Genomic DNA, 15444 nt, shown 5'->3' on the forward strand with positions numbered 1-15444 from the left:
CCCGACCGGCCGCTTAAAGCGGCCGGTTTGCTATCTAGCCGCGCATGATCAGTTCAGGTACAGCGCGCTCCTCGACGAAGCGCTCCTGCACCAGGCGCTTCACCTCGGCCGCATCGCGGATGCGGTACCACTCGCCGCTCGGGTAGACGCTCAAGGTCGACCCCTGGTCGCAGGGGAACTGGCACTGGGTGCGGGTGATATGCACGCCATTCTCGGTCTCCAGGCGGCCGGCCGCCTTCAGCTCTTCACGTAGCAGCTTCCACAGGGGCAGGGCGCCGCGCCGAGTGCAGCGCGGGCCGTTGCACAGCAGCACGCGATAGCGGTGCGGCGGGATGCACGACCAGGAGTGGGATTCCGGTAGCTGCGGCACGTCCACGCAGCCCAGGTGTTTTTCCGGTTGTTGGATCAATGCAGCCAGAGCCGCCACGTCCTCGGCATTGCCGGCGCAGACGAACAGCTGATCGGCACGCTCGCCGGCCAGTGTCTGTAGCTCGCCGCGTAGCCAGTCCAGTTGCTGGCTGCCACCCAGCGGGTCGAGATCGACGATTAGTAGGGGCAGTTCTGCGCCGCTCAGGCATTCGCGTACTCGCGCCCAGACTTCGTCGTAGCCGGCACCGGTATCGAGCAGATCGTCCAGCGCGGCGGCGCCGAACTGCTCAGTGAACTGGCGGCGGGTCAGCTCGGCGAAGCTGCCATGGTTGAGGTCGGGGCCGGCGAACAGCACGCGGGCGTAGGTTTCGGTCTTCATCGGGTGTTCTCAGAGCAGCGGCTGCAGCGCTTGCCACAGGGTTTCGGGGTCGGCGAAGGCGCGCTCCACCTCGGGCAGTTGCGGGCGTTGCAGGATCAGCACCGGCAGGCCGCGCTCGCGGGCGACCTGCAGCTTGGCCTCGGTGGCGTTGCCGCCGCTGTTCTTGCTCACCAGCACATCGAAGCCTTCGGCGGCGAACAGCGCGCGTTCATCGTCGAGGGTGAACGGCCCGCGCGCGGCGATACAGCGGGCACGCGGGTGTTCGGGCTGAGCATCGAGCAGGCGCAGAGTCCAGTGCTGGTGCGCGGGAATCTCGTCGAGATGCGCCAGCGGCTCGCGGCCGAGGGTGAAGAAGGGCTTGTCGAAGGGTTCCAGCGCTTGGACCAGCGCGGCCCAGTCGGCCACCTCGCGCCAGTCGTCACCAGGCTGCGGTTGCCAGCCAGGACGACGCAGCGCCCAGCAGGGCACATCGGCCAGGCGCGCGGCGGTGGCGGCATTGGCGCTGATCTGCGCGGCATAAGGATGGGTGACGTCCAGCAGCAGGTCGAAGCCTTCAGTGCGGATGAACTGTGCCAGGCCCTCGGCGCCACCGAAGCCGCCGACGCGCACCTGGCAAGTCAGATCGTCCGGCACCTTGCCCAGCCCGGCCAGGCTGTACAGATGCTCGGGGCCCAGGCGACGGGCCAGGCGCAGCGCGTCGCCGACGCCGCCGAGCAACAGCACGCGGGTCACGGCTTGTGTACTTGCAGCAGGGTGATCGGCAGGGCGCTGCGCCAGGTGTCGAAATCGCCCAGCGGCTGGGCCTGGGCGATGGCGATGCGGGTCAGCTCGCCGCCATGCAGTTCGCGGAAGGCCACCAGCATGGCCTCGCTCTGCAGGGTCACGGCATTGGCGATCAGCCGGCCGCCGGGTTTCAACGCCTGCCAGCACAGCTCCAGCACGCCGGGCACGGTGACGCCGCCGCCGATGAAGATCGCGTCGGGGAAGTCGAGGCCGGCCAGTGCCTCCGGCGCCTCGCCGGCTACCAGCTGCAACTGCGGCACGCCGAGGGCGTCGCGGTTATGCGCGATCAGCTGCTGGCGGCCCTCGTTGGCCTCGATGGCGATGGCGCGGCAACTCGAGTGGCTGCGCAGCCACTCGATACCGATCGAACCGCAACCGGCGCCGACATCCCACAGCAGCTCACCTGGCCGTGGCGCCAGGCGGGCCAGGGTGATGGCGCGCACGTCGCGCTTGGTCAGCTGGCCGTCGTGGCGGTAGGCGTCGTCGGATAGGCCAATGGTCAGTGGCAGCGCTTGCACACCGGCATCGGTGCGGCATTCAACAGCCAGCAGATTGAGCGCGGCAACCTGGTCGATATTCCAGTCGGCGGCCAGGCCATCGATGCGCCGCTCCAGCGGACCGCCCAGATGCTCCAGCACGCTCAGGCGGCTGGCTCCGAAACCGCGCTCGCGCAGCAGAGCGGCAATGGCACTCGGGCTGTTGCCATCGTTGCACAGAATCAGCAAACGCTGGCCGTCATGCAGATGGCGGGCAACGGCGGGCAGCGGACGCGCCACCACCGACAGCAGGGTCACGTCCTGCAGCGGCCAGCCCAGGCGCGCGGCAGCCAGGGCATAGGAGGAGGGCGCCGGCAGCACGAGCATCTCGCCCTGATCCAGCTGACGCGCCAGGCTGGCGCCGACGCCGTAGAGCATGGGGTCGCCGCTGGCCAGCACGCAGGTCGGCGTGCCGCGTCGCTGCAGTACCGGCTCCAGGTTGAAGGGGCTGGGCCAGGCTTCGCGTGGGGCGCGGATGCACGGCGGCAGCAGGTCGAGCTGGCGCGGCGCACCGACAATGCACTCGGCTGCCAGCAGCGCGCGGCGCGCCGCCTTGCCCAGGCCGGCATAGCCGTCTTCGCCGATGCCCACTACCGTCAGCCAGGCCGTCATCTGTGTCTCCTCGGTGCCTTGCGGGGCGACGCGCGGGCTTGGCCCGGTGCCGCTAAAAGCGGGCATAATAGCGCCTTCGTCGGTGCCCGGTTCTTTCAGAGGAACCAGCGGGCCTAAGAGGGAACACGGTTCAAGCCGTGGCTGCCCCCGCAACTGTAAGCAGCGAGTCGCTCCACACACATGCCACTGAGCAATCGGGAAGGCCGTGCAGCGATGACGACCTGTCAGCCAGGAGACCTGCCGACGACGCAGTCGCGAGTGCCAACATCGGGCGGGGTGTACCGATGCCAAGGAATCCCTTTGCTGGGATTCCGCTGGTTCGGTCGCCGCGTCGTTCGTTGTCGGTGACCGTTTGAAGCCCGATTCCTCCACCGCCGCTGTGCATGTTCCCCGGCCCTCCGCCTGTCCGGGGCTGTGGCGTGTCGTGCCGGCGAAAGATGGCGGTATCTGCCGGGTCAAGCTGCCCGGCGGCCTGCTCACCAGCGCCCAGGCCCGCGCTGTGGCCGCGGTCGCCCGCACCCATGCCAGCGGCGTGCTGGAGCTGACCAACCGCAGCAATCTGCAGATTCGCGGTGTACGCGAGGCCTGCCAGGGCGCGCTGGTGCAGCAGCTGCTGGACGCCGGCCTCGGCCCGCGTCACGCGGATGCCGACGATGTGCGCAATGTGCTGATCAGCCCCGCCGCCGGCCGCGATCCTGGGGCCCATCTCGATACCCGCCCGCTGGCCGAGCAACTGCTGGCGCTGCTGCAAGACGTGCCCGCGTTCCGCGACCTGTCGCCCAAGTTCGCCGTGCAACTGGATGGTGGCGAGGCACTGGCCATGCTCGACCACCCGCACGATATCTGGCTCAGCGCCTTGCCCGGCGGCACGCAACTGGCCTTCGGCCTGGCCGGTTGTCCGCGCGGTGAAGTGCTGGGCGTGGTCGAGTCGGATCAGGCGGTGCAACTGGTGGAAGCGCTGCTGCGGCTGTTCCTCCAGCTGGCCGGCGAACACACGCGCATGCGTCAGCTGTTGGCCGAGCTGCCGGCGCAGGCATTTCTCGCTCGTCTGCCATCCGCCTTCCAGCACGCGACGCCGGGCTTCGCCAGCCCAGCGCCGGATGGCGTGCCGCTGGGCGTGCATGCCCAGGCCCAGCCGGGGCGGGTGATGCTGCTGGCCGGCGCGCCGCTGGGCCGGTTGCAAACCGAGCAGCTGCAGGCCCTGGCCGAACTGGCGGAAACCGAAGGCAGCGGCGAGTTGCGCCTGACACCCTGGCAAGGCGTGTTGCTGCCGGATGTGCCCGCCGCGCGCCAGGCCGCCGTGGCCCAGGTCATGAGCGATCTCGGCCTGCTGCTGGATGCCCGCGCGCCACTGGCACGCATGCTCGCCTGCAGCGGCAGCGCCGGCTGCGCCAAGTCTGCGGCGGACACCAAGGCCGATGCCCAGCGCCTGGCCACGCACCTGGGTCCGCACGGCCCGGCGCAGGTGCACCTGTGCGGCTGCCCGCGCAGCTGCGCCGCCGCCCATATCGCGCCCTACACGCTGCTGGCCCAGCCTGGCGGCCGCTACGACCTCTATCGCCGCGAGCAGGGCCTGGCCGGATTCGGCCGCCTGCTGGCGACGTCCCTCGATATCGACCAAGCCGGCGAGCACCTCGCCGCAGGAAATCCCGAATGATCGATTACATCCGCGATGGTCAGGAGATCTATCGCCAGTCCTTCGCCACCATCCGCGCCGAGGCCGATTTAAGTGCCATCCCGGCCGACCTGGAAAAGCTCGCCGTACGCCTGATCCACGCTTGCGGCATGGTCGATGTGGTGCAGGACCTGCGCTTCTCGCCCGGTGCCGGCGCTGCCGGCCGCGCCGCCTTGGCCAAGGGCGCACCGATCCTCTGCGACGCACGCATGGTCGCCGAGGGCATCACCCGCGCGCGCCTGCCGGCCAACAACCCGGTGATCTGCACCCTCAACGAAGCGGACGTGCCGCAGCTGGCCCGCGATCTCGGTAACACCCGCTCGGCGGCAGCCCTGGAGCACTGGCGCGAGCACCTGGAAGGCAGCGTGGTGGTGATCGGCAACGCGCCCACCGCGCTGTTCTACCTGCTGGAAATGCTCGACGTCGGCGCGCCGAAGCCGGCGCTGATTCTCGGCATGCCGGTAGGCTTTATCGGCGCCGCCGAATCCAAGGACATGCTCGCCGCCGACAGCCGTGGCGTGCCCTACGTGATCGTGCGTGGCCGCCGCGGCGGCAGCGCCATGGCCGCCGCCGCGGTCAACGCCCTGGCCACGGAGGTGGAGTGATGCGCAAGGGACGTTTGCTCGGCCTCGGCGTCGGCCCCGGTGACCCGGAGCTGATCACCCTCAAGGCCCTGCGCCTGCTGCAGTCGGCACCGGTGGTGGGCTACTTCGTGGCCAAGGCCAAGGCCAGCAAGGGCCAGGGCGGCAACGCCTTTGGCATCATCGAAGACCATCTCACCGATGCGCAGCGCCGCCTGCCGCTGGTCTACCCGGTGACCACCGAGAAACTGGAGCCGCCGCTGACCTACGAGGATGTGATCGCCGACTTCTACGACACCTGCGCCGTGCAGATCGCCGCCGAGCTGGACGCCGGCCGCGACGTGGCGGTGATCTGCGAGGGCGACCCGTTCTTCTACGGCTCCTACATGTACCTGCACGACCGCCTCGCCGAGCGTTATGAGGCCGAGGTAGTACCCGGCGTGTGCTCCATGCTCGGCTGCGCCTCGGTGCTGGGCACGCCACTGGTGTACCGCAACCAATCCTTGAGCGTGCTCTCCGGCGTGCTGCCGGAAGAGGAACTGGAGCAGCGCCTGCGCACTGCCGAGGCCGCCGTGGTGATGAAGCTCGGCCGCAACTTCGACAAGGTGCGCCGTGTGCTGCAACGCCTCGGCATGGCCGAGCGCGCCCACTACGTGGAGCGCGCCACCATGGACAACCAGCACATCGTGCCGCTGGACGAGGTCGACCCGCTGGCCTCGCCGTACTTCTCGATGATCCTGGTGCCCGGGGAGAAGTGGCGTGGCTGAGTCCATGAGTCCCGCCGCCATTGTCATCCTCGGCGCCTCGGCGCTGGCCACCGCACGCCGTGTGCAGCAGCGCTATCCGCAGGCGCGCATCCACGGTTTGGCCGGACGGGTGGACGAGGTCGACGAGAGCTACCGTGAATTCGCCGAACACCTGCGCGGCCTGTACCGCGCGGGCACGCCGATCATTGCCCTGTGCGCCGCTGGCATCGTCATTCGCAGCCTGGCTTCGGCCCTGGTGGAGAAGGGCATGGAGCCGCCGGTACTGGCCCTGGCCGAGGACGGCAGCGCCGTGGTGCCGCTGCTCGGCGGCCTGGCTGGGGTCAACCGCTTGGCTCGCGAGCTGGGTGAGTGGCTGGCGGTGGCTCCGGCCATCACCACCAGCGGGGAGCTGCGCTTCGGCACCTGCCTGCTCGACCCGCCAGAGGGCTACGCCTTGGCCGATCTGGAGCAGGGCAAGCGCCTGGTCAGCGACCTGCTCGGCGGCGCGCGCCTGCGCCTCGAGGGTGAGGCACCCTGGCTGCAGCAGGCCAACCTGCCACTGCATGCCGAGGGTGAGCGCTGCCTGCGTATCGATGTGGCCGCCGCCAGCGGCGACGATGCGCTGCTGATCCATCCGCGCCAGCTGCTGGCGCGTTGCGCCGAACCTTCTGCCGAACTGCCAGCTCATCTGCGCGCCGCGCTAGCCGAGGCCGGTCTGGCCGAGGCGGCGCTGGCCGCGCTGCTGGTCGAGGGCGAGGGGCGCGCATTGCCGTTCGCCGAACAGGCCGCTGCCGAGCTGAAGGTGCCTCTGCGTTTTATCGAGCCGAATACGGCGCTGCCGCCAGCCTGCTACGAGGCCCCCGGCCTGAGCCTGCATCTGGCCGATAGCCCACAAACCGCTGCCGCCATCGGCCGCTCGCGTGGGCGCCTCAGCGTGGTCGGCATCGGCCCCGGCTGTGCTGAGCTACTGGCCCCGGCCGTGCGCCGCGCACTGGACGAGGCCGAGGATGTGCTCGGCTACGAGACCTACGTGACCATGGCCGGCCCCTATCGCGCCGACCAATGCCTGCACGCCAGCGACAACCGCGAGGAGTTGCAGCGTGCCGCCCATGCCTTCGAGCTGGCCTCACAGGGCCGCCGCGTGGTGATGGTGTCCTCCGGTGACCCCGGCGTGTTCGCCATGGCCGCCGCGGTGATGGAGGCGCTGGAAGCCTCCAGCGATGCGCGCTGGCAAGGCGTGGAGCTGGAAGTGTTGCCCGGCATCTCCGCCGCCCTGGCCACTGCCGCCCGTGCCGGCGCGCCGCTGGGCCACGACTTCTGCCTGATCTCGCTGTCCGACAACCTCAAGCCCTGGGCGGTGATCGAGAAACGCCTGCAGCACGCCGCCGCCGCCGACCTGGCCATGGCCTTCTACAACCCGATCTCCAAGGCGCGCCCCTGGCAGCTCGGTCGCGCCCTCGACCTGCTGCGCCAGCACCGCGAACCGCAGACCTTGGTGGTGCTTGGCCGCGACATCGGCCGCCCGGCCGAGGCCCTGCGCGTGCTCACCCTCGGCGAGCTGACCCCGGAGCTGGTGGACATGCGCACCCTGGTGATCATCGGCTCCAGCCAGACCCGGCGCTTCCCGCGCCAGGGCGGCGGCGAGTGGGTCTACACGCCGCGCTGGTATCCGCAGGACTGAAGGCCTACTCGGCCTTCAGTGCCTCACCGATGGCATAGAAGTGCCCGCCAGCCACATGGTGCAGGCTGCGCCATGCCGGGTCGGCTTCCTCGAAGTGCCAGTGGCCGTCGCGGAACACACGATCGTCGGCCCAGGCGCCGACCACTTCACCGATGAACAGGTCGTAGGCCTGCTGGTTGTGCGGCTCGGCAATCAGCTCGCACACCAGCCAGGCCGAGCAACCTTGCACGGCGGGCAGATCGTGGCCGGGTAGCTCGAACAGCTCGACGCCGGCCTTGGTCAGTTTGTCTGGATCGTCCTTGAGGCTGTGGTTGCCGACCTGGTTGGTCAGCTGCAGCTGGGCGGCGGTGGGCACCTGGATGACGAAGCGGCCGCTGCGTTCGATCAGTTCGCGGGTGCGGGTGGCTTTGTCCAGCACCACGGTGAGCTTGGGTGGGGCGAAGTCCAGGGCGCAGCACCAGGCTGCGGCCATGACGTTGTCGACGCCGTCGTGGCGGGCTGACACCAGAACCGTAGGGCCGTGGTTTAGGAGGCGGTAGGCCTTGGCGAGGTCGACTGGTTTTTGATGAGGATTCATCTGAGTGCTTCCTTACTGCGAGATGAATCGAATGCTCGCTTGGCAAGGTTGGGTTCGGCAACTGCGCTAGCCGATTGTTGTGTTGGCTGGGGCAGTGGTTCCGCCCTGCTGGGCGGGTTCTTTTTGGCAGTCGCCCGGATGGCCGGCCCCCAAAAAGGAACCAAAAGGTCTTGCCCCGCCATCCGGGTCTCGCTGAGCTCGACTTCCCTCACTCCATCGTTGCTCCAGGGGCACGCGTCGAAGGACCATCCTTGGCCCATCGTCGCTCTCGCGGCATCCATGCCGCTCAACCCCTTCCACAACGATTCCGTTTGGCCTCCTGAAGGGGGCGGTTGGAGTTGCCTGACAGTTCGGTATTCCTGATGGTTCCCGCGCTCTGCGTGGGAGCCCATCCCGTGGCGCTCTGTGCCACAGAGCTGCCGGTTAGCACAAAGCAATGAATGGACGCAGGAGCGTCAAAGGCTGCATTCCCACGCGGAGCGTGGGAACGATCACGGCAACCCGCGAAGCGGAAAGATGAACAGCCAGGCAACTCGGAATCCGAACCCCGTCAGGAGGCTGAGTGGAGGTGTTGTGCAGGGGGACGCGAGGCAGGACGCCGAGCGAGGAACGAAGGGACAGGGACGTCCTTTCGTGACGGCCCCCGGAGCAGCACCGGAGCGAGGGAAGTCTGGCCGCAGGCCAGACCCGGATGTCGGGCGCGCTTTCTCTTTGGTTACTTTCTCTTTGCGCGTGCAAAGAGAAAGTAACTCGCCGTAAGGGCGAAAAGCGATGTGATGCTGAATAGGGCGCATGGTTCTGGCTATTAGGCAGTGAGCGGCCAATAACGGACATCAACGAAGGATGTGAATAAGCCTGCGCAGGATCGTTCACACCCATCTTCTGGAGGTTAAAGCCCCGAAAGCTCCCCCGCTTGCCAACGCTGCTCACTGTTAGCCAGCGCCTGGGCAATATCACTGAGCTGAGTCGACGGCAGCTCCTTGGGCAGCGGGTCGAGGCCGACGCTGGCGAACAGTTGGCCATAGCTGTTGCGCAGTTCTGCATAGGCCAGGTCCCGGCGCAGGTCGGCCTGCAGAGCGTTGAGTTCGCCCTGAATCAGCTCCAACTCGCCGATGCCCTGTGCCTTGTGGCGATTGCGCAGCTGATCGGCGATCTGACTGTCGAGCTGGGCTAGCTCTTGGCTGGTCTGGAACTGGCGCTGTGCCTCGTTGAAGTTGGCGTTGGCGACATATAGCTGCGCCAGTACCGCCATCGACATGGCCTGGCGGCGCGCATCGGCCACTTCCTGCCCGGCCTTGGCGACGTCGATGGCGGCAGGCGCGGACAGCACGTTGAACAGGTTCCAGGTCACCTTGACGCCATAGTCTGCCCAGCTCTGGTTTACTAGGAAGCTGTTGCTGTCATAGTGCCCGCCGGCGGAGAACTCCAGGCCGGGTAGCAGACGCAGCATGGCCTTGCGCGTTTCTGCTGCACTGATGCGCGCCTGATAGTCCTGCTCGCGCAGTTCGGGGCGGTTGGCCAGCGCTTCCTGGGCGAGGTGATCCATGTCGACCTTCAGTTCCGGCACCGAATAATCGTTGCTGGCGGCGAGGGTCAGATCGGTGCCCAGGGGCAGGTTGATGAGGGTGGCCAGTTCGGTCTTGGCCAGAGACAAGGCACGGCGTTGTTCTTCCAGCTGGCGGGAGGCCTCGATCAGTGCGCGCTGATAGCTCAGCGCCTGGATCGGGTCACCGATGCGTTCGCTGCTCATGCGCTGGCTGCTGCTGCGCGCCTCGTCGACACGGGCCATCAGACTGTCGATCTGCTTCAGCAGGCGCTCGGCCGCTACGGCGCGCCAGTAGGCAGAGCGCACGTCCTGGATGATGGTGTGAACTACTTTGCGGCGGCGCTCCTGCACGATCAGACGCTGGTCGCCCTGCTGCTTGGCGCTGACGTAGCTGACGCCGAAGTCGAGCACGTTCCACACCATGGTCAGGTCGGCGACGTCGCGGTCGCGGTCCTGCGAGGTAGAAGGTTCCAGCGATTGGGTGTTGGTCAGCACGCTCTGGCTGCTCGATGCGCTGACGTTGTTGCGGCCCGCGTAGCCCGCCGACATCGCCATGCGCGGCAGCATGTCGAAGGAGGCGAGGTCGACCTGACGCTTGGCCAGTGCCTCTTCCATGACCTTCAGACGGGCTTCCAGATTGTACTTCACCGCACGGGCCATGGCGTCGTGCAGGGTCAGCGGACCGCTCAGCGGTTCCTGATCCTTGAACATCGTCTGTAGGTCGTCGCGCGCACGTTGCTCGCTGACATCGCGCTCGATCGGCTGGCTGGTCACGGCGCAGCCGCTGATCGCCAGCGCGAGCAAGCTCACGCCGAGCAGGTTCTTCTTGTTGTTCATCCTTGGCCGCCCCCTCGTTACGGCTCCATACAGATCTCAAATGTCGTGTGGTTCAGATTCAGACGGACGCTTTGCTCTGCGCGAGCTGCCCCAGGGCCCAGGCCAGTTCGCGCTGTGGTTGTTGTTCCGCCTCGTGAAGTTGGTGCAACTGCTGGCTCAGACTGAGTGCGCCGAAGATGCCGGGCAGGCCGTCCTCGATGTCACTGCTGCGCCGGTCGAATATCTTGAGCGGTGCGGCTTCCTTGAAACCATCGTCGTTGAAGATGCCGGCCAGGGTACTGCTACCGAACACCCCGCCGTTCCCGCCGCCGAAGCCAAGGAAGCCGGTGCCGGTCCCATCGCCATAGCTGTCGTTGCTACCGAATACTTGGGCGATGAAGCTCCTTTCCTGAGCGCTGTTCTGACTCAGGAAGATTTCGCTCAGTGGGCGAAAATCGCTGCCCACCGTCGGCGTATCGAGCAAGGGAAGCGGTACCAGCAGCGAGTCCATTTGCGACGGTGGCGCCATGTCGGGCACGTCGGGCTGTAGTGGTGGCATCGGTATCGGGATGCGGTTCTCCGGCGTGGTGGTACGGAACTCGGGGTCACCGGTCGCCACACCGCCGATCAGGTAGCCGGCCGTGGACGCAGAGGTGGCCATCGTGTTGCCCTGGCCATCGGCGATACCACTGCCGTTGGCCGTCAGCGCCAGCCCCAGATTGCCCTGGCCGCTGACGCCGCTCACGGTGATGCGGTACGTGCGGGCGTCCAACTGCACCAGCGATTGCAGCGTACCGCTGGCGCTGCCGGTCGTGGCCAGAGTGAAATCTGCGAGGTCGACGCCGGTGACATCTTCGTTGAAGGTCACGGTGAAGCTCAGGGTGCTGGAACTGGTTGGCGAGGCGCCATCCAGGGCGATGCCGGCCTCAGGACCGGCAGCATCCACCAGCACCTGGCTGGTTGAGCCCACGTTGTTGAGTGTGGTCACGGTGTCATTGCCGGCGGCGTCCTTGAGCGTGCCGCCATTGGCCTGAAGGCCGTTGATGCTGATGCCGTTGTTGTCGAACTGACCGCTGCTGAGGGTGAGCCTGAACACCAGTGCGCTGCTGCCGCTGCCCGAGACGTAATCGGCGTAGACCACGCCACCGCCATCCAGCGTGACGGCGAGGCGCGGGATTCCAGCGCCGGTGTCGACCGTGATGGTTTCGTTGAAATTGACGGTGAAGTCGAGCGCCTGACCGGCGACGTAGGTGCCAGCGAGCGGCACGCTGACGCTGCCTACCACCGGCGCGGCGGTGTCGATGATCAGGGCGCTTTGACCGGCCAGGCCGTCGGGGCTGCCCACACTCGGTAGGGTGGTGAAGGCGGGATTGCCCAGGCTGACGCTGGCGATGGTAGCGCCGTTGAGCGACAGCGCAGCGCTGCCGGTGTAGTCGAGATCGCTGCTCTGGTCGCCGACCTGCACCACATAGGCAAAGGTCAGGGTGTCGGTGCCGCTGCCGCCCACGTAAACAGCGCTGCGGTCGATGGCGCCGGTTTCCAGCAGCAGGGTGGGCACACCGCCGGATACGGTCACTGCCTGGTCGTAGGTGACATTGATCAAGACGGTGTCGCCCGCCTTGTAGATGCCGTCGGGACTGCCGCCGGCGACTCCGGTGACCGATGGGTTGGGCTGGGCGACGTTGATCAGGATGGTGTCGGTGTCGGTCTGGCCACCGCCGCTGCCCGATTGGCCGAGGTCGTCGGTGGTGATCTCCACCGAGGCGGGGCCGTAGTAGCCGCCAGTGGGGGAGAACGACAGCCCGGCCAGGGCGTTGTTGATGGCGCTGAGGGTGCCTTCGAAGGTCATGGTGCCGTCGCCGGTGCCGTTGCCGACCAGGAAGCTCACGCCGCTGAGGCTGCCCAGGGTGAGCACGCCGTTGCTGGCGGTGAGGGTGACGCGCACCGTGCCGCTGCCGGCGTCCACGTCGGCGATCGACAGCGCGTTGCCGTTGCCGGAGCTGAACACCAGGGTGCCGTCCTGCAACACGCTCTGGGTGCCCGGCACGCTGTTGACCGGGGCGTCGTTGACGGCGGTGACGGTGAGGGTGACGGTGGTGTGGTCGGTCTGGTTGCCGCCGCTGCCGGTGTTGCCGCCGTCGTCGATGGTCACGTCGAGCACCACGTTGCCGGTGGCATTGGCGGCGGTGGTGAAGTGCACGCCGTTAGCTGCAATGAAGGCATTGATGTTGGCAATGCTGCCGGTCAGGGTCATGGCACTGGCGGTGCCGCTGACGGTAACGCCGCTGCCGCTGGTGGCGGCCAGGCTGCCCGAGGCGACCGACAGGGTGACAGTTACCGTGCTGCTGCCGGCATCGACATCGCTGAACGAGATGCCAGTGAGCGCACCGGACACATCTTCGCTGATGGCGATTGAGCCGGGGGCGCTAATGGTCGGGGCATCATTGACCGCGGCAACCTGCAGCGTGACAGTCGTGCTGTTGATTTGCGCGCCACCGCTGCCGGTATTGCCGCCATCGTTGATGCTGGCCGTCAGGGTGACATTGCCGGTGGCGTTAGCAGCCGTGGTGAAGCTGACATTGCTGCCGCCGATAAAGGCATTGATGTTGGCGATGCTGCCGGTCAGGGTCATGGTGCTGGAGGTGCCGCCAACAGTAACGCCACCACCACTGGTAGCAGCCAGGCCGCCTGAGGCTACGGACAGGGTGACGGTGACTGAGGCGCTGCCGGCGTCGGCGTCGCTGAAGCTGATGCCGGTAATGGCGCCAGGGGTGTCTTCGCTGACGCTGATGGTCGCAGGTGCCGTGACCTGTGGAGCGTCATTGATGTTGGCCACGCTTACGGTCTTGGTGGCAGTTGGACTATCACTCTGCCCGTCGTTGACGACAAAACTGATGGTGCGGGTAGCGGTGCCAGGGGTATCGCTGCTATTGCTGTAAGTCACCGAACGCAGGGCTGCCTGCCATTGCGCGAGGGTGGCGCTGGCGCCGGCGGAGGTCAGGGTCAGCTCACCGGTTGCGGAGTTGTAGCTGGCGCTGATATTGCCCATGGTGGCAGGGTTGTTGGTGAACGCCAGTACATCCTGGCTGGTCTGGAGGTTGCCGGTGATTGAGACCTTGCCGCTGGCCAGGGTGGCGTTGTCCGTATCGGCCAGGGTAAGGCCGCTGTCCACGGTAACCGGTGTGCTGGTGACGTTGTCGCCTTCGGTAAAGGCAGTGGTGCCGCCGCTGGTGGTAACCACCGGGGTGGCATTGGTATCGGCGGTGGCGATATTGAAGGTGTCCGTTACCGTACCGCCATTACCGTCGCTGGCAATGATGTCAATGCTGATGGTGCCAACATCGCTGTCGGCCGGAGTGCCGCTGAACGTGCGGGTGGCAGGGTCGAAGCTGAGCCAGGCGGGCAGGGCTCCGCCGCCGGTCAGTTGCGCGCTGTAGCTCAGGGTGGCGCCGGCATCCACATCGCTGAAGGTGTTGGCGGCAAACTGGAAGTTGAAGGCCGTACCTTCGCTGGCGTTTTGGTTGGGGATTGGGTTGGCCACCACTGGCGCGTCGTTGATGGCGGTGACGGTCAGCGTCACGGTGACAGAGGACGAGTCCGCCGTGCCATCGTTGGCTTTATAGGTGAAAGAGTCCGCGCCGCTGTAGTTGGCAGTGGGCGTATAGCTGAAGCTGCCATCGGCATTGAGGGTCAGCGAGCCGTGGCTTGGCCCGGTGACGAGCACGGCTGTCAGTGAGTCGCCATCCGCATCGGTGTCGTTTGCGAGGACTCCTGAACCGGTCGTTACAGTGAGCGTCGAGTCTTCGTTGACCGTATAGCTGTTGCCGGTGGCGACCGGCACGGCGTTGGGGGGGACGGCCGCCTCGAAATTCAGGTCGTCGACTTCGAGTAAGAGATTGGTGCCGGAGAAGGTGATGCTGGTGATGTACTGGGCGTCGGAATTGGCAGACAAATTCAAGCTATAGCCCGCCCCGGTACTACTGGGGGCGAACGTTCCGAGGGTCTTACCGTCATTCGTCGTCAGCGTGACGCTGGAGGAGGGGCCGTAATCGCCAGTGTTGTATAACAGGAACTTGATCCCCGCCAGGCTGAATGCGCTGCCATCTGCGGCCGAGATAGTGACCGAGTTCAATCCGCCTATCCCTATCGGATTGTTATCTGAAAAGTCGAACATCATGGCGTTGTTAACGCCGGGGTTTACTGCGCCGTCGCCAATCATCGATTCGTAGGTGCCCGCAGTGCCCGTCAGCACATAGCGAATACCGTCCAGGGTGAAGTTATTGCTGTTGAATACGGTGCCTGATACGTCATCGTCATAGTTTTCATCTGCCGGTGCGGCAAGCAGGGCGTCGTAGGCGGCGACTTGCAGTGGCTGGGACTCCACCTGACCCGTGTGGCTCTCGAGTACCCAGTCGCCGCCTTTGCTGGCTGCCCCGGTGGCGTCGTCGGAAGCAGCTACATCGGCTTGGGTCAGGCGCGCCAGCTTGCTGATCAGCGCCGCGCCCTGTGCGCCCTCGCCGGTATTGCAGCCATAAAGCAGGATGTCGCCATCGGTCGCCAATGCCGCGCCGATGGCATTCAGTTGCTGGGCGTGTTGGCCGATGTTCTGGCTGTTCAGCCACGTATTACCCAGCTCGACCGTGCCTTCTGCGCCATGGCTCAGGAGGTGGATTGCGTCGACGTCGGAGCGATTCTTCAGGTAGTCGGCGATCTGTTGCAGGCCGTCCTTGTTGCTGTCGAGGACCACGACCTCTGTACCGCTTGGCAGCCCGGCAATCAGTTGCTGGGCGTCTTGCAGCTTGCCATCGACAAAGACGATTTCCTGGCGCTGGTCGCTGCTGGCCGCGGGTGGCGTTGCTGCGTCGCTGGCGTGTGGGGCACTGTCGTCAGCGGTTTGCGTCTTGGCGGGGTCGGCAGTCTGGTGTTCTGCGGAGGAGGCTGCTTCGGCTGCTGTGGCGGCGACTGCGCCGTCGAACAACATGCGAGGTTCCAGCGCCGCGGCCAGGGGCGCGCGCTTGGCTGTGTAGGGGCTTGCCTGGCGTTTGAACAGGTCAAGGAATTTCACAGGAACCTCCATGTCGGCACAGTCGTACCAATTTTTAGATTTTGCGGAACTATCGAGAGAAATATGGGTCGGCGCAAC

10 protein-coding genes and 1 riboswitch are annotated in these 15444 nt (G+C 66.5%); of the genes, 4 read left to right on the forward strand and 6 right to left on the reverse strand.

The window, feature by feature from the left end; all coding sequences use genetic code 11:
* Positions 1 to 34: 34 nt before the first annotated feature.
* The 3 genes from IP89_RS20875 to IP89_RS20885 are packed head-to-tail and all read right to left on the reverse strand — an operon-like array spanning position 35 to position 2679.
* Positions 35 to 748 carry a ferredoxin gene (locus IP89_RS20875; RefSeq protein WP_043311673.1) on the reverse strand — a complete coding sequence of 238 codons (714 nt, stop codon included), beginning with the start codon at positions 746 to 748 and terminating at the stop codon, positions 35 to 37.
* A gap of 9 nt (positions 749 to 757) precedes the next feature.
* Positions 758 to 1480 carry a cobalt-precorrin-6A reductase gene (locus IP89_RS20880; RefSeq protein WP_043311674.1) on the reverse strand — a complete coding sequence of 241 codons (723 nt, stop codon included), beginning with the start codon at positions 1478 to 1480 and terminating at the stop codon, positions 758 to 760.
* Entirely contained in the window at positions 1477 to 2679 is a 1203-nt protein-coding gene (locus IP89_RS20885) for a bifunctional cobalt-precorrin-7 (C(5))-methyltransferase/cobalt-precorrin-6B (C(15))-methyltransferase (protein ID WP_043311676.1), read from the reverse strand. The genes IP89_RS20880 and IP89_RS20885 overlap by 4 nt, the downstream gene beginning before the upstream one ends.
* A gap of 63 nt (positions 2680 to 2742) precedes the next feature.
* Positions 2743 to 2939, forward strand: a riboswitch (cobalamin riboswitch).
* Between the two features lie 92 nt (positions 2940 to 3031).
* On the opposite strand from IP89_RS20885, the gene cobG reads away from it, so the two are divergent.
* The 4 genes from cobG to cobJ are packed head-to-tail and all read left to right on the forward strand — an operon-like array spanning position 3032 to position 7362.
* On the forward strand, positions 3032 to 4336 hold the full coding sequence (gene cobG / locus IP89_RS20890; RefSeq protein WP_156115103.1) for a precorrin-3B synthase: 1305 nt from the start codon (positions 3032 to 3034) through the stop codon (positions 4334 to 4336).
* A complete protein-coding gene (locus IP89_RS20895; RefSeq protein WP_043311678.1) occupies positions 4333 to 4959 on the forward strand; it encodes a precorrin-8X methylmutase in 627 nt (208 codons plus the stop codon). Before cobG ends, IP89_RS20895 begins: the two co-directional genes overlap by 4 nt.
* Positions 4959 to 5702 carry a precorrin-2 C(20)-methyltransferase gene (locus tag IP89_RS20900; protein ID WP_043311681.1) on the forward strand — a complete coding sequence of 248 codons (744 nt, stop codon included), beginning with the start codon at positions 4959 to 4961 and terminating at the stop codon, positions 5700 to 5702. Before IP89_RS20895 ends, IP89_RS20900 begins: the two co-directional genes overlap by 1 nt.
* Positions 5703 to 5706: 4 nt before the next feature.
* Positions 5707 to 7362: a precorrin-3B C(17)-methyltransferase gene (cobJ, locus tag IP89_RS20905; RefSeq protein ID WP_043311885.1), complete on the forward strand. Its 1656-nt coding sequence runs from the start codon at positions 5707 to 5709 to the stop codon at positions 7360 to 7362.
* Between the two features lie 4 nt (positions 7363 to 7366).
* On the opposite strand, the gene IP89_RS20910 is transcribed toward cobJ, so the two are convergent.
* The 3 genes from IP89_RS20910 to IP89_RS20920 form a co-directional block, all read right to left on the reverse strand.
* Complete coding sequence (locus IP89_RS20910) at positions 7367 to 7939, reverse strand: flavin reductase family protein (RefSeq protein ID WP_043311682.1); 573 nt, start codon at positions 7937 to 7939, stop codon at positions 7367 to 7369.
* Between the two features lie 889 nt (positions 7940 to 8828).
* Positions 8829 to 10322, reverse strand: a complete 1494-nt coding sequence (locus IP89_RS20915; RefSeq protein ID WP_043311683.1) for a TolC family protein — start codon at positions 10320 to 10322, stop codon at positions 8829 to 8831.
* Positions 10323 to 10380: 58 nt separating this feature from the next.
* Entirely contained in the window at positions 10381 to 15366 is a 4986-nt protein-coding gene (locus IP89_RS20920; protein ID WP_052081172.1) for a DUF4347 domain-containing protein, read from the reverse strand.
* Positions 15367 to 15444: the final 78 nt, after the last annotated feature.

Source organism: Pseudomonas sp. ML96, assembly GCF_000761545.1.
Taxonomy (GTDB): Bacteria; Pseudomonadota; Gammaproteobacteria; order Pseudomonadales; family Pseudomonadaceae; genus Aquipseudomonas.

Excerpts from the sequence above, each read along its gene's own strand:
- IP89_RS20875 (WP_043311673.1), bottom strand. The coding sequence starts at position 748 with ATGAAGACCGAAACCTACGCCCGCGTGCTGTTCGCCGGCCCCGACCTC.
- IP89_RS20885 (WP_043311676.1), bottom strand. The coding sequence starts at position 2,679 with ATGACGGCCTGGCTGACGGTAGTGGGCATCGGCGAAGACGGCTATGCC.
- IP89_RS20895 (WP_043311678.1), top strand. The coding sequence starts at position 4,333 with ATGATCGATTACATCCGCGATGGTCAGGAGATCTATCGCCAGTCCTTC.
- IP89_RS20900 (WP_043311681.1), top strand. The coding sequence starts at position 4,959 with ATGCGCAAGGGACGTTTGCTCGGCCTCGGCGTCGGCCCCGGTGACCCG.
- cobJ (WP_043311885.1), top strand. The coding sequence starts at position 5,707 with ATGAGTCCCGCCGCCATTGTCATCCTCGGCGCCTCGGCGCTGGCCACC.
- IP89_RS20910 (WP_043311682.1), bottom strand. The coding sequence starts at position 7,939 with ATGAATCCTCATCAAAAACCAGTCGACCTCGCCAAGGCCTACCGCCTC.
- IP89_RS20915 (WP_043311683.1), bottom strand. The coding sequence starts at position 10,322 with ATGAACAACAAGAAGAACCTGCTCGGCGTGAGCTTGCTCGCGCTGGCG.